15 protein-coding genes are annotated in these 16,364 nt (G+C 38.4%); 7 read left to right on the top strand and 8 right to left on the bottom strand.

The annotated features are described in order from the left end of the window. The first annotated feature begins 52 nt into the window (after nt 1-52). From AC3B6D_RS04465 to AC3B6D_RS04455, 3 genes are all read left to right on the top strand, one after another. On the top strand, nt 53-1,480 hold the full coding sequence (locus AC3B6D_RS04465) for a C69 family dipeptidase (RefSeq protein WP_489769379.1): 1,428 nt from the start codon (nt 53-55) through the stop codon (nt 1,478-1,480). Between the two features lie 89 nt (nt 1,481-1,569). After that, nucleotides 1,570-2,565, top strand: coding sequence for a D-2-hydroxyacid dehydrogenase (locus AC3B6D_RS04460; protein WP_489769378.1), 996 nt, complete (start codon nt 1,570-1,572; stop codon nt 2,563-2,565). A 490-nt stretch (nt 2,566-3,055) separates the two neighbouring features. Beyond that, nucleotides 3,056-4,720 (top strand): glycoside hydrolase family 13 protein, encoded by a 1,665-nt coding sequence (locus AC3B6D_RS04455; protein ID WP_489769377.1) that lies wholly within the window; start codon nt 3,056-3,058, stop codon nt 4,718-4,720. Between the two features lie 73 nt (nt 4,721-4,793). On the opposite strand, the gene AC3B6D_RS04450 is transcribed toward AC3B6D_RS04455, so the two are convergent. Both AC3B6D_RS04450 and AC3B6D_RS04445 read right to left on the bottom strand, forming a co-directional pair. Further along, nucleotides 4,794-4,946 (bottom strand): hypothetical protein, encoded by a 153-nt coding sequence (locus tag AC3B6D_RS04450; protein ID WP_489756854.1) that lies wholly within the window; start codon nt 4,944-4,946, stop codon nt 4,794-4,796. Between the two features lie 125 nt (nt 4,947-5,071). Next, nucleotides 5,072-5,926 (bottom strand): CAP domain-containing protein, encoded by an 855-nt coding sequence (locus tag AC3B6D_RS04445; RefSeq protein ID WP_489769376.1) that lies wholly within the window; start codon nt 5,924-5,926, stop codon nt 5,072-5,074. 147 nt (nt 5,927-6,073) lie between these two features. Here AC3B6D_RS04445 and AC3B6D_RS04440 point away from each other — a divergent pair, with 147 nt between their 5' ends. The 4 genes from AC3B6D_RS04440 to AC3B6D_RS04425 all read left to right on the top strand — a co-directional run bounded on the left by AC3B6D_RS04440 (nt 6,074) and on the right by AC3B6D_RS04425 (nt 10,532). Further along, nucleotides 6,074-6,529 carry a MarR family winged helix-turn-helix transcriptional regulator gene (locus tag AC3B6D_RS04440; protein WP_489756856.1) on the top strand — a complete coding sequence of 152 codons (456 nt, stop codon included), beginning with the start codon at nt 6,074-6,076 and terminating at the stop codon, nt 6,527-6,529. Continuing rightward, on the top strand, nt 6,522-7,463 hold the full coding sequence (locus AC3B6D_RS04435) for a nucleoside hydrolase (protein WP_489775020.1): 942 nt from the start codon (nt 6,522-6,524) through the stop codon (nt 7,461-7,463). Before AC3B6D_RS04440 ends, AC3B6D_RS04435 begins: the two co-directional genes overlap by 8 nt. A 142-nt stretch (nt 7,464-7,605) precedes the next feature. Beyond that, nucleotides 7,606-9,405 carry a heavy metal translocating P-type ATPase gene (locus AC3B6D_RS04430; RefSeq protein ID WP_489775019.1) on the top strand — a complete coding sequence of 600 codons (1,800 nt, stop codon included), beginning with the start codon at nt 7,606-7,608 and terminating at the stop codon, nt 9,403-9,405. 266 nt (nt 9,406-9,671) lie between these two features. After that, nucleotides 9,672-10,532: a helix-turn-helix domain-containing protein gene (locus tag AC3B6D_RS04425; RefSeq protein WP_489756859.1), complete on the top strand. Its 861-nt coding sequence runs from the start codon at nt 9,672-9,674 to the stop codon at nt 10,530-10,532. Between the two features lie 150 nt (nt 10,533-10,682). Here the strand turns inward: AC3B6D_RS04425 and AC3B6D_RS04420 are convergent, their stop codons facing one another. The 6 genes from AC3B6D_RS04420 to AC3B6D_RS04395 all read right to left on the bottom strand — a co-directional run bounded on the left by AC3B6D_RS04420 (nt 10,683) and on the right by AC3B6D_RS04395 (nt 16,185). Then, the gene (locus AC3B6D_RS04420) at nt 10,683-11,438 is read right to left on the bottom strand and encodes a YibE/F family protein (RefSeq protein ID WP_489756860.1); all 756 of its coding nucleotides are present in this window, start codon (nt 11,436-11,438) and stop codon (nt 10,683-10,685) included. After that, nucleotides 11,435-12,523 (bottom strand): YibE/F family protein, encoded by a 1,089-nt coding sequence (locus tag AC3B6D_RS04415; RefSeq protein WP_489756861.1) that lies wholly within the window; start codon nt 12,521-12,523, stop codon nt 11,435-11,437. Before AC3B6D_RS04415 ends, AC3B6D_RS04420 begins: the two co-directional genes overlap by 4 nt. Before the next feature lie 108 nt (nt 12,524-12,631). Further along, nucleotides 12,632-12,988, bottom strand: coding sequence for an arsenate reductase family protein (locus AC3B6D_RS04410; RefSeq protein ID WP_489769371.1), 357 nt, complete (start codon nt 12,986-12,988; stop codon nt 12,632-12,634). 154 nt (nt 12,989-13,142) lie between these two features. Continuing rightward, nucleotides 13,143-13,751, bottom strand: coding sequence for an aggregation-promoting factor (apf, locus tag AC3B6D_RS04405; protein ID WP_489756863.1), 609 nt, complete (start codon nt 13,749-13,751; stop codon nt 13,143-13,145). 367 nt (nt 13,752-14,118) lie between these two features. Continuing rightward, complete coding sequence (gene rlmH, locus AC3B6D_RS04400; RefSeq protein ID WP_489756864.1) at nt 14,119-14,598, bottom strand: 23S rRNA (pseudouridine(1915)-N(3))-methyltransferase RlmH; 480 nt, start codon at nt 14,596-14,598, stop codon at nt 14,119-14,121. Nucleotides 14,599-14,925: 327 nt separating this feature from the next. Then, on the bottom strand, nt 14,926-16,185 hold the full coding sequence (locus tag AC3B6D_RS04395; RefSeq protein ID WP_489756865.1) for a S1C family serine protease: 1,260 nt from the start codon (nt 16,183-16,185) through the stop codon (nt 14,926-14,928). Nucleotides 16,186-16,364: the final 179 nt, after the last annotated feature.

Raw genomic sequence — 16,364 nt, 5'->3', positions numbered from 1 at the left:
AAAGCTTATGTTAGACTTAACTTAAAACTAAAAAACCAAAGGAGTTCAGCAAATGACAAAACATTTATCTGCCTGTACCACGATCTTAGTTGGCAAGAAAGCTTCATTAGATGGTTCCACCATGATTGCGCGTAATGATGATACTTTTCACGCGGTAGCACCACACAAGTTTGAATTTCATCCAGCACAACACTTAGACCACCAACCAGTAGTCAAGTCTTGGTTGAATAACTTCGAAGCGCCGGTGCCTCAAGATAGTTTCAGTTGGCCAGGAGTTCCCAACGTTGATTACAAACACGAAGGCTATTATGACGAAAGTGGGATTAATTCTCAAAATGTCGCCATGTCCGCCACTGAAAGTACTTATGGTAACGAACGGGCCTTAGCTTATGACCCGCTAGTTGTGGATGGCTTAGACGAAGATTGTATCGTACGGATGGTTTTACCTTACGTTACTTCTGCTAAACAAGCAGTCCAACGCACGGGCGAATTAATTAAACAATACGGTTCACCGGCAGGAAATTCCGTTTTATTCAGTGACCACAACGATGTTTGGTATATGGAAATTGTTACTGGTCATCATTGGGTGGCTCAACGCATTCCGGACAATGCCTACGCCATTGCTGCTAATCGCGTTTCCATTCAACAAGTCGATTTTGACAATCCACAAGAATTTATGTGGTCCGACCAGATTCAAGAATTTGTCAGTGAGCATCATCTAAATACCGACCAAACTGGTTGGAACTTCCGCCATATTTTTGGAACTGATAATCAAAAAGACCGTCATTACAATAATCCCCGTGTTTGGTTCGGCCAAAAATATTTCAATCCAGAAATTGCGCAAGCACCTGAAGATGGTGAATTACCATTTATTTGTTACACGGATCATAAAATCTCCGTGGAAGATATTGAATACGTCCTTGGTTCTCACTATAACGAAACACCATTTGATCCGTTGCAAGCTGGTGAATCAGCTGATAAGTATCGCTACCGGCCAATTGGGCTCAACCGGACCCAAAATTCCCATATTTTACAGATTAGAAATGATGTTCCAGCTGGTTTAGCCGGCGTTATGTGGCTGTGCTTTGGTTATCCGAGCTTCGCACCATACTTGCCGTTTTACACCAACATGAATGAAACTGATGCTTCCTTTAACGATACTGCCATGAAATTTAATTTAAAAGACGCTTACTGGCTGTACAATGGCTTGTCCGCCTTAGTTGAGAGTCATTATACGCATTTTGTTCAAAGTGATATTGATTTTCTCACCAATTGTAAACAACAATTCCGCACTGCTTTAGCTAACAGTGATCAACAGGCAACTCAGTTAACGGGGGCAGACTTAACTACCTTTTTGACTCAGCAAAACCAAGCATTGGTGCACACTAACCGGCAACAAACTTTAGACTTTATGGGTGATTTAATGACCCAAAGTATCAATTTATCTAAATTAACTTTTAATATGGATAAGAATCTGTAAACCAAAACACCTGATGGTACGTAATAAAACTTGATGTTTAGTAAATTGTCGTGGTAGCTTTTAGTTGATTAATAAGGAGACAGATAAACATGAAAATTGTTAGTTTTAGTATCCGAGACGATGAACGACCAGCTTTACAAGAATGGCAGGAGCAACATCCAGAAGTCGAAGTCCAAATTGAAACTGAATTATTAACTCCCCAAAGTGCCAGCAAAGTCCAAGGCGCTGATGGGATTGTCACTTACCAACAATTACCTTACACTAGAGCCACTTTACAAGCCGTACATGATTATGGCGTCAACAAAATGTCTTTGCGCAATATTGGGATTGATAATATTGATCAAGCAGCCGCTAAAGAATTTGGTTTTCAAATTACGAATGTGCCGGTTTATTCCCCCAACGCCATTGCTGAACATGCTGTTTGGTTAATGGGGCGTTTGTTACGTCGCGAACCCGAAGCCACAGCTAAAGTTGCCCAACGTGATTTGCGCTGGGCCCCAGAAATCGGTCGTGAATTGCGAATGCAAACGGTCGGGATTGTCGGGACTGGCCATATTGGGCGCGTCTTAATTCAGATCTTAAAGGGCTTTGGTGCCAAGGTCATTGCTTATGATCCTTACCGCAATCCAGAACTGGAACAAACAGGAATTTATGTCGATGATCTCAACGACTTATTCAAACAAGCTGATATTATCAGTTTACATGTTCCTTCGACTCCAGAAAATATTCACCTGATCAATGAACAAAGTCTGCAAGAGATGAAACAAAACGTCATGATTATCAACGTTTCACGAGGCGATTTAATTGATACTAATGCCTTAGTAGCTGGATTAAACTCCGGCCAAGTTGGTGCCGCTGGTTTAGATGTTTATGAAAATGAAGTTGGCATCTTTAACGAAGATTGGCGGGGCAAAACTTTTCCAGACGCTACTTTAGACGATTTATTAAACCGCAAAAATGTCATTATTACCCCCCATACCGCCTTTTATACTGAAACCGCGGTGAAAAATATGGTACAAATTGCCCATAATGAAAATCTGAAGATGATTCAAGGTCAAACTCCAGATAATGCTATTAAACTTTAATCACACTGCGACAAAAGCTGGTTTAAAGCTGAGGATTAAAACCTAGACTAAGGACTTAAGTCGGGCTTTGACTTGAGTTCTTAGTTGTAGTTAAACGCAAGCTTTTAGCTTTTGGAGCGCTAGATCTAACACTGCGACAAGTGCTGGTTAAAAACCGAGGACTAACCTAGGATAAACAATTAAGTTACGATTTTTAACTTGATTGTTTATTCGTAGTTAGACACAGGTTTTTGGCACTTGGAGCGTTAGATCACACTAAAACTTCAACAGGTCCATAGCTAAGAGAATGTTTGCAATAATTAATGCGGACATTTTCTTTTTATTTACCAATCTTTCGCTCACTAATCTACAACATTTTATTAATCAATTTTCATTGTAAACGTTTGTACAATATGTTAGAGTACCTGTGTTATCAGCTTGCCACAGCTAGCAAGTGTTGAATTTTTTCTAGTTTTGTGGCAAGTCAATTTACAGATTGAGGAGAACATCTATGGCCAATTGGTTTAAAGATTCAGTAGTTTATCAAATTTACCCCCGCAGTTTTCAAGACAGCAATAATGATGGTATTGGTGATTTAAACGGTATTAAGCAGCGTTTACCTTATTTAAAAAAATTAGGTGTGGATGTTTTATGGCTCAATCCAATTTATCAATCACCTGATGTTGATAATGGTTACGATATTTCGGATTATCGCAAAATCCAACCGGTTTTTGGGACGATGGCTGATTTTGATTCTTTGCTGGCAGCAGCACATCAACAAGGTCTCAAGATTTTGATGGATTTAGTGGTTAACCATACTTCGGATCAGCATCAGTGGTTTCAAATTAGTAAACAATCACAAGATAATCCTTATGCTGACTATTATATTTGGCGCGATCCTGTCGACGGTCACGAGCCAAACAATTGGGGCTCTGCTTTTAGTGGTTCTGCTTGGACTTATGTACCTGAACGAAAACAGTATTATTTACACTTGTTTGCTGAAGGTCAACCAGATTTAAATTGGGAAAATCCCCAAGTTCGCCAAGCTGTATATTCTCTTATGAAGTTTTGGCTAGATAAAGGTGTCGATGGTTTTCGAATGGACGTCATCAACTTTATTTCGAAACCACAAGGCTTACCAGATGCTCTTCAAAAAGACGGTGCTAAGTATGGTGATACCTTTGCCACCGTGGCTGATGGGCCACGACTGAATGAATTTTTACAAGAAATGAACCGAGAAGTGTTATCACAATACGATATTATGACTGTCGGTGAAATGCCTAACTCTAAGCCAGAAGATGTGATCAATTATACGAATTTAGACGGACGCGAATTGAATATGGTCTTTCAATTTGAACATGTAGACTTAGGTGCTAATCCTGATGCTCGGCTTGGCAAATGGAACGACCAACCAACGCAATTAAAAGATTTAAAGCGTGTTCTCTCAAAATGGGAAGAAACACTGTCAGGCAAGGCTTGGAATAGTTTATACTGGGGCAATCACGACCAACCGCGGGCGGTATCCCGTTTTGGCAACGATCATCCAACATATCGCGAGCTATCTGCCAAAATGCTAGCGACAACTTTACATTTGCTGCAGGGTACGCCTTACATTTATGAAGGTGAAGAACTGGGCATGACAAATACTAATTTTACCCAATTATCTCAATATGAAGATATTGAATCCATCAATGCTTATCATCAATTAGTGGATCAAGAACAGATCGTGCCCTCACAGACAATGTTGCATTATTTGGCTTACAAGTCCCGCGACAATGCCCGTACGCCCATGCAATGGTCTGCACAAAAAAATGCCGGTTTCACCACAGCCCAACCTTGGTATCAATTAAATACTAATTATCCGCAGATTAATGTGGAGAACGAATTAGCCGATCCAGACTCCGTATTTTACTATTACCAAAAATTAATTCAATTACGGCATGATTCCGATTTAATCAAATATGGTGATTATCAGTTATTAGATGCTGATGATGAGCAAGTCTTTAGTTATCTCAGACATTATCAAGGTCAAACTTTACTAGTCATGAATAACTTTACTGACCAAACTCTCCAGCGCGACTATCACCAAGAAACTGGGCAATTAATCATTGGCAATTATCCTGATGATTTAGGAACTCAACTACGACCTTATGAAAGTAAAGCTTATTTATTATAAATAGCCGTTGACCACTTAAAAAGTAAAAAAACTCCCGTTAGCCAAAACCAACGGGAGTTTTTCTTAATTATTATTACTTATCAGCTTTATGATAATCTTTCTTCATATCATCTAAACCGTTTTGCAAAAAAGCAAGTACTTCGTCTGTATGTTGACGACGCTTTGCAGAATTCAACTTGGAAACTGGGCGGCGACGTCCGGTCACACCTTTATGTGTATTAGCCATCGTAATCCTCCTCCCTGTTCGAAAATTAATTTAACTCAACTATTTTATTTTACGTAAAAAACCAACAAGATTCAAGTCATAATTCTGATAAATTATTTTTCCAATCAACCACCCTAAATTGGCCGTTATTGATGCGGCAAACACTTAACTGCGCGAGCAGGTAACCATTCATCAGCAGCGACTTGGTAAAAGGGCTGACCAGCAATCATTTTAAAACAATTCGTGTACCACTGCGAATTACTCGGCAAAAAGCGTTGAGCTATTTTTTGCCCCAGATGATTATATACAGGCGTAGTTTGCACAGTTTGTACTACACCTTGTAAGCGAAACATGGCACTCGTGGCATTTTTTTGCGGATATTGCCACCAATCTTCTTTTTGTGACAGGTCATAAGTGGACGGATAATCAGCAGCTAAACCCTGAGCTTGTGTGTATTGATAATAAGCTTGCGCTTGTTGTTGCTGCGTTATTGACCAATTAGTGGTGTCTGGTGTCCAAAAAGTTTGCACCAAGTATAAGACCCCATCGCCACTTTGAGCAATTCCCACACCTACTTGCGTGTATAACGGATTAAGCATGTTCTTGCGGTGCCCGAAATCGGGATTACCGTAATCATCATAAAAAAAAGCTAACGCGTTGACGACATTTTGCCGCACATTACCCGTGTCCATAATTCGTTCTAAATTCTCACCTGTATAACTATTGGGATGAAAGGTTCCCCAGTTATTATCATGACTTAAACTACGTTGTTGCGCCAAATCCTGGGCCCGCTGTTGTGAAAAACTTTCCAACTGTGAATCAACTTGTAACACTGGCAAATCGTTTTGCTGCCGCAATCGATTTAATTCTTGATTCAAAGCTTGGTGATACTCACTTAAATTTAATGAAGCAGCATCAACCGGCATCATGTTCATATAACTTGCTATCCATAATACCCATCCGAAAATAAGCACTGGCAGCCAATAGCTTTTGAGTTTCATTGCCGCCCTCCTCGCAAGCCTTTTTTCTTATTATAACTTAACCAATCACCAATAGTTAAATTTAATCTCTGTGTAATCCTGCACGTGGAACTAATGAATTTCCTTAGGCAGTATGCTAACATTATGGTATATGGGGGTGGTTCGTTAGTGACCGAAAACGTTATGCACTTGATCAAAATTGTTTCTAATCAATTATCACGACAAATTAATCATTTTGCTAAACAATTTGGTTTAACTGGTGTACAAATTCAAATTATTGACTATTTAAATCATTTGCCACAAAATCAATACGTTTATCAAAAAGATATTGAACGAGAGTTTAATATTCGCCGTTCAACTGCAACTAGTGTTTTACAAAAAATGGAAGAAAATGAATTAATTGTTCGCAATATTTCACCGTCTGATTCACGCTTAAAAATTGTTTCTGTTTTACCAAAAGCTGAGGCTTTACAGCCTCAAATCAGTCACTTTTTAGAAGAAAGTAACGAGCAATTACTCAGTAGTTTGAGTACTTTTCAGCGCCATAGTTTCATCAAAGCTTTAGAAAAATTGCCGGCAGAATTATCCAAGCTTAACCACCAGGAGGAAAAGAAAAATGATTGAAAATATTGTTTTTGATTGTGATCCAGGTAGCGATGATTCCATTGCTATTCTTGAAGTTTTTGCACATCCTGAAAAGTTACACGTGACAGCGATGACGACGGTTGGAGGCAATCAAGTACTCAGTAACGTCACTCGCAATTTACAACACATTCTATGGTTTTTAAAACAAACAACCCCGATGGCGCCGGGACAAGCGCAACCGATTATCAAAAATTTACAAAACGCTTCTGAATTCCATGGTAAAAATGGTCTAGCGGGACCAACTTTTCCCCCTGAAGCGGATGAATACCCATTGGCCAGCCAGAACGGTGTGACTTTACTGCACGAAATGATTTCTCACAGTAGTACACCCATGACCATTGTGGCCACTGCACCGTTAACTAATATTGCTTTATTGCTAAAAGTTTTTCCTGAAGATCAAGCAAAGATTAAACAAATCATCATTATGGGTGGCGCTTTAAGTGGGGGTAATGTCACCGAGGATGCTGAATTTAACTTTTACGTTGATCCCGATGCAGCGAATATCGTCTTGACTTCAGGATTGGATATTGTTTTATGTGGCCTAGACGTGACCAATCACACAGCAATAAGCAGTGCGGAAATCCAAGCTTTAAAAGGTCGCGGTCCAGCTAGTCAATTAGCTTATGAAATTTTAGTACCATATTCCCGCGCTGAACAAAAAAGTCACGGATTTGATCTGGCTCCGATCCATGATTTATCAACTGCTTCTTATTTATTACAACCTGATATTTTCCAAGGTCAAAAATTAGCTTTAAAAGTTAACACTACTTGGGGCGACTTACGTGGCAAAGTCCAAGTCAACTCCGACCAAGAAGCTTCAGCTAACGTCTTAGTCTTACAACAAGTTGACAGACCCCGTGTGATCCAACTTTTAAGTGATTCCTTAAGTATTTTAGATCAAAGATTATCATAATACTGCGACCAGTAGCGCTTAGAAGTCTGCGCCACCAAGCCGGTCGCTCAACAAACTAAAGAATAGTCAAACTCGTTTGAGTTTGACTATTTTTGGTTTTAGATTATAATGATTCTAAACTAGAAAGTTAGGAAGGTCTATTATGCACTACAAGAAATTATTGGTTATTTTTTTGATTGCATTAGTTGCTTTAGTTTTACAATTTGGATTGCATCTCAATCTATGGGCGCAAATTTTAATTACTGTAGTCGGCTTGTTCCTAGCTCTTTCCATGACTGTTGAAATGATCAAAACGTTAAGATCTGGCAAGTATGGCGTTGATTTATTAGCTATTTTGGCCATTATCTCCACGTTAGCGGTGGGCCAGTATTGGGCTAGTTTGATCATTTTATTAATGTTAGTCGGTGGCGATACTTTGGAAGATTATGCAGCCAACCGAGCAGGTAGTGAACTCAAGGCGTTATTAGATCATGCTCCGGAACAAGCACACCGGATCAAGCAGTCGGATGACATTGATGATATTTCTTTAGAGGAAGTTCAAATTAATGATCTGCTATTGGTCAAGCCTGGCGAACAAGTTCCTGTTGACGGAATCGTCACTAAGGGCACCGGCAATTTTGATGAAGCTTCTTTAACTGGGGAATCCAAACCTGTTGAAAAAAGTGTTGGTAGTGAACTCATGTCCGGTTCTATCAATGGTTCTTCGGCGATTGAATTTCGCGCTACTAAGTTAGCTGCCGATTCACAGTATCAAAAAATTATTCGCTTGGTTAAAGAATCTCAAGACCAACCAGCGCATTTCGTTCGTTTAGCTGATCGCTACGCGGTACCTTTTACAATTATTGCCTTAATTATTTCGGGCATTGCTTGGATTATTACCAAAGATCCGAACCGTTTTGCCCAGGTTTTAGTAGTTGCTTCGCCATGTCCGTTAATTTTAGCAGCGCCCATTGCATTAGTTTCAGGAATGAGTCGCACTAGTCGCAACGGAATTATTGTTAAAAGTGGAACTTCCATTGAAAAAATGGCGCTCTTAAAAACCATTGCTTTTGATAAAACCGGAACCATCACTCAAGGCCAATTAGCTTTAGACCAAGTACAACCTCAGAATGGTTTTACCAAAGAACAAGTACTCCAGTTTGCCGCAAGTGTCGAACAACAATCGAATCATATTTTAGCTACTTCTTTACTGAACTCTTATCATGATCAATTACTCGAAGTTGACCAATTAAGTGAAGTCACTGCTCAAGGGGTGCAAGGTCAGATTCAGCAGCAATTAATTAAAGCTGGTAAACTCGACTTCGTGGCACCTAATTTACCAGCAGATCATAACGACCAACCGACAATTTACGTCAGTGTTGCCGACCAGTACGCTGGTAAAATTACCTTTTTAGATCAAGTTCGTCCTGAAGCTGCAACGACCATGACCCAACTCAAGCAATTAGGCTTAACCAATTTACAAATGTTAACCGGCGACAATCAAACTACTGCTGAGACAGTTGCTCATGAAGTTGGTGTCCCTACCGTTAAAGCCAATCTCTTACCCGAAGATAAAATTAACGCCTTAAAACAAACGCCCTCAACCCAACGGCCTTTAGCGATGGTCGGCGATGGCGTGAATGACGCTCCTTCTTTAGCCGTTGCTGATGTGGGAATTGCAATGGGCGCCAAAGGTTCAACTGCTGCTAGTGAAGCCGCTGATGTCGTAATTGTCAAAGACGACTTAAGCCGCTTAACTCGAGCACTGATTATTTCGCGCGAAACGATGACCATTGCTAAGCAATCTGTTTTAATTGGAATCTTCATTTGTATTGGCCTGATGTTAATCGCGGCGGTCGGAATTATTCCAACAATTATTGGCGCACTACTGCAAGAAGTAATTGATACAGTTTCTATTTTATGGGCCTTAAAAGCGCGGCATGGTAAAACTAATTTTAACTAACAGCCAACTTTATTATTACTTAAAAGTTACCATTTATGCAAAAATGAGTGGTAACTTTTTCTTTACCCTGATAAGATAGTTTATAATTAAAAGATAAATTGCAGTCAAAAATTAATAATTGGTGTGATTTAGCGGTATACTAGTTAGTAGTAGATACTTTTTGTAGATCATCAGTCACTCAATTATTTTTTTACTGTTTCTGATTTCAGCAAATTATTTTTTTCATAAATCATTGAATTTAGAAGTGATAGGTAGGGAAGTTGTAAATGCAGCATATTGGTCAAACTATTGCTAAAATCCAAAAAATGAAAGGTATTAAAGTTACTGAATTAATCGATAATATTGTCTCACGGTCTGAATATTATCGGTTTATTAACGGACAAACTCAACTAGCAGTTGATGTTTTTTTTCAACTTTTAGATCGGTTACACATTACACTCGAAGAATTTCAATATATTAATAACGATTTTCAACGTTCCGATTTTTTTCTTTATCAAGATAAAATTGCCGATTTATTAAGCAATCATCAAGCCACCGAATTACACCAATTATCCGAAGAAATTAAACAACGCCATGGCTCCGATCCAAACTCCAAGTATCAACATTTAGCCATCCAAGCAGAGCTATCATCTGATTACTTATTGCACCAATTTCATTCGGAAAAAGCCGATCCGTTAGTTAAATATTTTAGCCACTTAGAGTATTGGTCACAGTACGACATTACTTTATTTTTAAACTGTATTTTTGCTTTCAGTAATAAGGCCATTGATCAGTTTTTGCAAGTTTTGATGAAAGACATCAATAAGTATATGTATTACCCGAGTGAAATGAGTTTGGTCGTGCAGATTCATGTGATCTTAGCTTTTTTGGCAATTGAAAAAAAGCAAATTGAAAAACTAGAATTACTAACAGGTTCTTTAAATCAAATTAAGTTATCACCTAATCAATTATTGGAACGCTTGTTGCGCCAATATATTAATGGTGCCGTTAGTTATATTCATGGTCACCCTACAGACGGTCAACCGCAAATGGACTCTGCGATTGCCACCTTAGAGCATTACCAGATGGAACGCTGGACTAATAAATTAAAAGATTCAGAGCAATTAGTCTTTGAATTTAACAATTAATATCAAAAAAGCCAACTAAAAAAGCGAGAGACAAAAATCAGAAGTTAAAGCCTAACTACAAATTAGACCCAAACTTCTGATTTTTAAGGTACTATAAACAGTTATTAGTACCCTCGCCTGCTTTGGTTGGCTTTTTTTGTGATCGATAAATTAATTAGTTGACCCTTTATGGTGACGTCTTTGCCATAAAATATAATAATTCGTTAAGTAAACTGCGCCAATAACTCCTAAAAAAGAGATTAATAATTCCAAAACGGCGGCAATAAAAATAGCATTATTAACAATTTTTTGCCAAGAATAATTGAGCTGGACGAACCATAACCATAAGGTCAAATAACTCCCAAAAAAACTAAATAGCAATGTATTTAAGGCAGTGGCAATATTCTTTTGGCCAATCGCTAACCCCGCCTTTAACAGCTGGTGTTCCTCAATGTTCGGTTGATAACGCACAATTTCCCAGACGCCGGAACTCACAGCAATACTAGCTTCAGCAATGGCACCCAAGGCGCTGATTAAGACCACGACCACTTGAATTTGCGGAAAAGAAACGCCGACCCCTAAAACAAATTGCTCAATTTCTTCAGTATCCTCAACCGAAAAACCGTGACTAAATGACAGTCGTACCACCACTAGGGTCACTAATAAGACCACTGCTAACATAATTAAGGTGGTGACTAACGCCGTTTTTTGAACTTGGGAATTTTTCGTATTTGGATAAATCGCCAAACAAGTTAAGCCAATTGTTAAGAGCACTCCCACTAAGACTGGTGGAAATTCATCGGCAATCAACATAATTAACGCCAATAAAACAATAAAACTACTGGCTAAACTTAAAAATATTTTCCAGCCTTGATAGCCGCAAATTAATAATAAAAGAACTAATAAAAAGAGTGTTAAATAAATCATGCTTGATATCCTCGTAACCATTTACCGGCTAACACAGTGGTAATCGGCACAGCTAAAACAATGCCAATCGCACTAATAACCGTTTGCGTGTAGCCTAGAGTCATTGTTCTAGAAAGTGCAAAACCTAGTGTATTACCATTACGCAAATATAAAACCACAATTGGAATTAACTCTGCAATAAAGATAAAAAATAAAATATTCACTAACGGTCCGATAATTTCACGACCAATGACTAAGCCCGATTGAAAAATTTCTTTCGCACTAATTTGCGGCTGTTCTTGCAGTAACTGATGCAAAGAGGCCGTAATATCAGTCGTTTCATCCATCACTGCTCCCAAAACCCCTAACAAGGTTTCTGCAAAAAAGACTAATTCAAACGGTTGAATTCCATAATTCAATGTTTCAAAATGGATGCCTTCGTTATGACTTAACTGTAGGATCAAAGCACTCACACCCAAAGCTAGTAGCGTACTACTTAAAGTCGCGACGACAGCAATCAAAGTTTGTCGCGAATAGCCAAAGATAATCCATAACGTGCTTAAAGTTACTAACAAGGTCAAACCTAAACTAATGGCTAAGATATGCTGATTCTGCCATTTTGTCGTTAAAACCAGAGCTCCCACAAAGAATAAGACATTGATTAGTGCGCTACTCAAGGCTTGCCAGCCGGCTTTGTTGAGCAAACCGATTAATAAAACACTCACGATGAGTAACATGCACCACAAAACTCCATCTCGTTTGGGACCGATAATATTAAAATGTTGATTTTTTTGATCTTGACCAATAAATAACTGCGTATGCACAAAATAGCGATTCGTATTGGCCTGTGACTGGAGATAAGTGTTCGATAAAGTCCGCTTTTGCCCCCGTTTAGAACCATTTAAAATTTTGACACGCAGTTTTTGGGTAATACGTTGATCATGATTTTGATAAGAATCTTCTTGATTATGACGCTTGATCACTTGCACTGACTGAACTTGCGCCACCGTTTGGTGGCTAAAGCTCTGCCAATTAACGATACCTAACAATCCCACGATCAGAATGATTAATAGCCACCATTTATTAGGACGAATCTTTTGTTTCAAATAAAATACTCTTTTCTTTGATTAATTAAGCTCTCGCAATTTTTCATCTTCCATAACGAACTATTATAGTCTAACATTCTTACAATCCAAGTCCACACCCAAAGTAACTTATAGCCAAGTTTCATCATAAGTTGCCTCATCAAAACCACAAGTCAAATGATCACCTTCGACTACTAAGGGACGTTTAATTAACTTACCATTGTGAGACATTAATTCGGCTGCTCTATCAATCGACATTGTGGGGAGCTGTTCTTTCAAATTTTGTTGTCGATAATCAACACCATGCGTATTAAAAAAATATTTCAGCCCACGATCTTGATGCGCGCTCAACCACTGAACCAACTCTATTTTCGTTGGGGGTTGGGCCACTAAATCTTGAAATTTGTATTGGACATGATGTTCATCCAAATATTTTTGTGCTTTACGCGAAGTGGAACACTTTTTATAACCGTAAAATTTTTTCATATCATGACCTCCCCTTAATCATACTAGCATTGCTTATCAGCGTAATCATCATTTTTCTAATATCAATCAGCATAAAAAAAGGCGACCAAAACTGGCCGCCTTTTTCAACACGTGAATATCGAGGATAAATTATTTGTTTGATTAAAATTTTAGTTTAGTACCAGCCGTGGCTCATCCAAAATTGTTGTGCACCAGCCCATGAACCGTAACGTGAAGTTACGTAGTTATTGGCAACCCGTTCTTGGTTAGCTGGTGAATAGTCACCATTTAAATAGGAAGAATCTAATTGATACTTACCATAGTAACGACCGTTTTGGGCAGTATAAGAACCACCAGATTCACGACCAGCAATCCATTCACGAGCACTGTCATAATTACCAGTAGCGGCATTTGTAGATTGGCTTGTCTGAGTTGTTGCTTGAACTGCTGGTTGTTGGTAACTAGCTGCATTATTATTAACAGCTTGTTGGACTGAATCAACAGCTGGGGTATTTTGAACTTGGCTATCAGTAGCTTGAGCTACTTGGCCGTCATCTTTGATGACTAATTTTTGACCCACATAAATCATATTAACATCTTGAATATTGTTATCAGCAGCAACTTGATTAATTAAACTAAGATCATTACGAAGCTGTAAGGAAATACCGGATAAAGTATCACCTGGTTTAACTGTATAAATGCTGTCTGCTTTAGCAACCTGTGAAGCACCGAAGAATGAGACAATACTTAAAACTGTGGCAACGGCTACTTGTCTAAATTTCATAGAATATATACTCTCCTTTAAAATAAAAAAACGAAAATAAATTTACCAAACGGGCTGTACCGTTCAACAAGAGATATACTAACAGAGAAATATTACGAAAGTGTTTCAAACTAATAATAAATTTCGAGCTATATTACAAACGTGTTACATAGAATCTAATTAATTTTTTAGATTAAGCTTATATGTGAAATGAAAGACTTTTAAAAAAAACAATCGGCGCCAACCAGTATTGTCATTAGGCTTTATTCGACTTTAGTTGGAGCTATTTTATTTTTAGCACGTGCTGATTGAGAATTTCCCCACGGAAACTTCAGCCAATTTTCTCAATTAAATATTACAATTCTCCTCTAAACTAGTCGTTTGTTCCTTATTTATGGTATGGATTACCCGCATTAATCATAAATGCACGATAAATTTGTTCCGTTAAGACTAAGCGCATTAACTGATGGGGCATCGTAAATTTGCCAAACGACAATTGCAATTGGGCCCGTCGTAAGACTGCCGGACTTAAACCTAGCGATCCACCAATCACGAAAGTTAACTTACTATGACCATAAGTTACTAACTCATCAATCTGAGCTGCTAATTCTGGCGAAGATAATTCTCTTCCTTTAATAGCTAGCGCAAAGACGTACTCATCGGGTTTGATTTTAGCTAAAATCCGTTGCCCCTCTAAGTCCTTAACTTGCTGCATTTGCGCCGCACTTAAATTTTCAGGAGCCTTTTCATCATTCACTTCGACAATCTGCAAGTCACAAAAACTTTGCAGCCGATGTGCATATTCATCAATTCCTTGTACAAAAAATTTCTTCTTAATTTTGCCTACACCAATAATTTTAACTTTCATGCTCTTCTCTTTTCCACAAATTTCTCTCTCAAACAAAATCCACTATAAATAGCTTTTGCTAGACCCATTTGGATATTTATCCACTTATCAACAAGATTTACACAATTCTGTTGATAACTTTTCTGCATAACTGCTTCCAATCTTACCAGTTATAAACAAACTTATCCACTTCCTTGTGGATAAGTTTTCCTAATAGCTCTCACTTGTCTAATCGGCCAAATTTTTTTCACTTAATTTGCAAAAAAAAACTGGAACTAAAGTTGGTCTATTTCAGACTTCAGTCCCAGTTCATATTTATTTCACCGATATTTTGCTAAAGCGCTCGTTTTAATCGGCTTTCGTTAATTTCATATCAACACTCTGTTCTTTGCCATCACGATAGAATTGCAATTTAACCGTATCCCCGACGGAATGGTTATAAAGTTGCGTGTGCAAATCAGCAATATTATTAATTTTCTTACCATTTAAAGCAACAATCACATCATACTTCTTTAAACCAGCCATCTTAGCAACCGAATCGTTGGACACTGAGTAAACTAAAACGCCTGAGTTAACATTGTCTGGTAATTTTAAGATGGAACGTTGTTGCTGACTCGGCACTTGATCCAAGTCGGCCACTTTAATGCCTAAAGCCGGCCGTTGAATCTTACCATTTTGCACTAACTGATTAATGATTTTGACAACTTCATTACTAGGAATGGCAAAGCCCATGCCTTCAACGGAGGTACCGTCTGTACTAGATGCCAGTTTCATTGAATTAATCCCAATGACTTGCCCCGCGGCATTAACCAAGGGACCGCCAGAATTTCCAGGATTAATAGCCGTATCTGTTTGTAAAACGGTGGCTTGGCCCGTCTTTTGACCCGTTTTTTCATCCGTCGTATCAATAGTCCGATTTTTGGCAGAAATAATCCCTTCGGTAACTGAAGTAGCATATTTACTGCCTAAAGGTGAACCAATGGCAATGACCGATTCACCCGGTGTGACAGCATCTGAATTGCCAAAAGTAGCGGTGCCTTTAATTTTATCAGAACTAACCGAGAGCACTGCTAAGTCAGTAATCGAATCCGTTCCGACTTTCTTGGCCGTAATCTTGCTACCATCACTCAAAATAACTTCCAACTTTTGTGAACCTGAAACCACATGATTATTAGTTACTACATAAGCTTTACCATTTTGTTTAGCATAAATCACACCCGAACCTTCACTAGATTCTTGTAATTTACTTTTATTATTGGAATCAGTATTACCTTGGGCATTGGAACCATCATCACCATATAGACTGCCAAATAAAGCTCCCAGTGAATTATCATCATTTTGCTCTTCACGTTGATAATTAATCACTGAAACGACCGAACCTTTGACCTTTTTAAAAGCATTAGTCATTTGGTTATTCGACTTCACAGTCACATTGCTGACCTTCGTGGTGCCTGCTTTACCGGAGCCTGTGATCACACTTTGATTAGCATTATTGGCGGAATTACCCCAATGACTAAAACCATAAAAACCCAGTCCCACACCGATAAAAGCCGAAACCAAGGCCACAATTGCGACTTTTAATAATCCTAATTGCGAATTATTTTTCAAGTTACGTTTCCCCCTTACATTTGTTTGCAATTTTTGTTGAGATACCTAATCTCCTACTGTACTGAACTACAAGAATGAGTTATCCCACGCTGCAAAAATTAAATCTCTCAATCTATCATGCTTCGACTTTACCTTTAGTCTTGTTCTTATTTTAAACAATAGATGTTAAAAAATCATGA

The organism is Bombilactobacillus sp. ESL1097 (genome assembly GCF_058107205.1).
The sequence above is the reverse complement of the archived record's forward strand: the minus strand, read 5'-3'. Positions and strand labels throughout refer to the sequence as shown.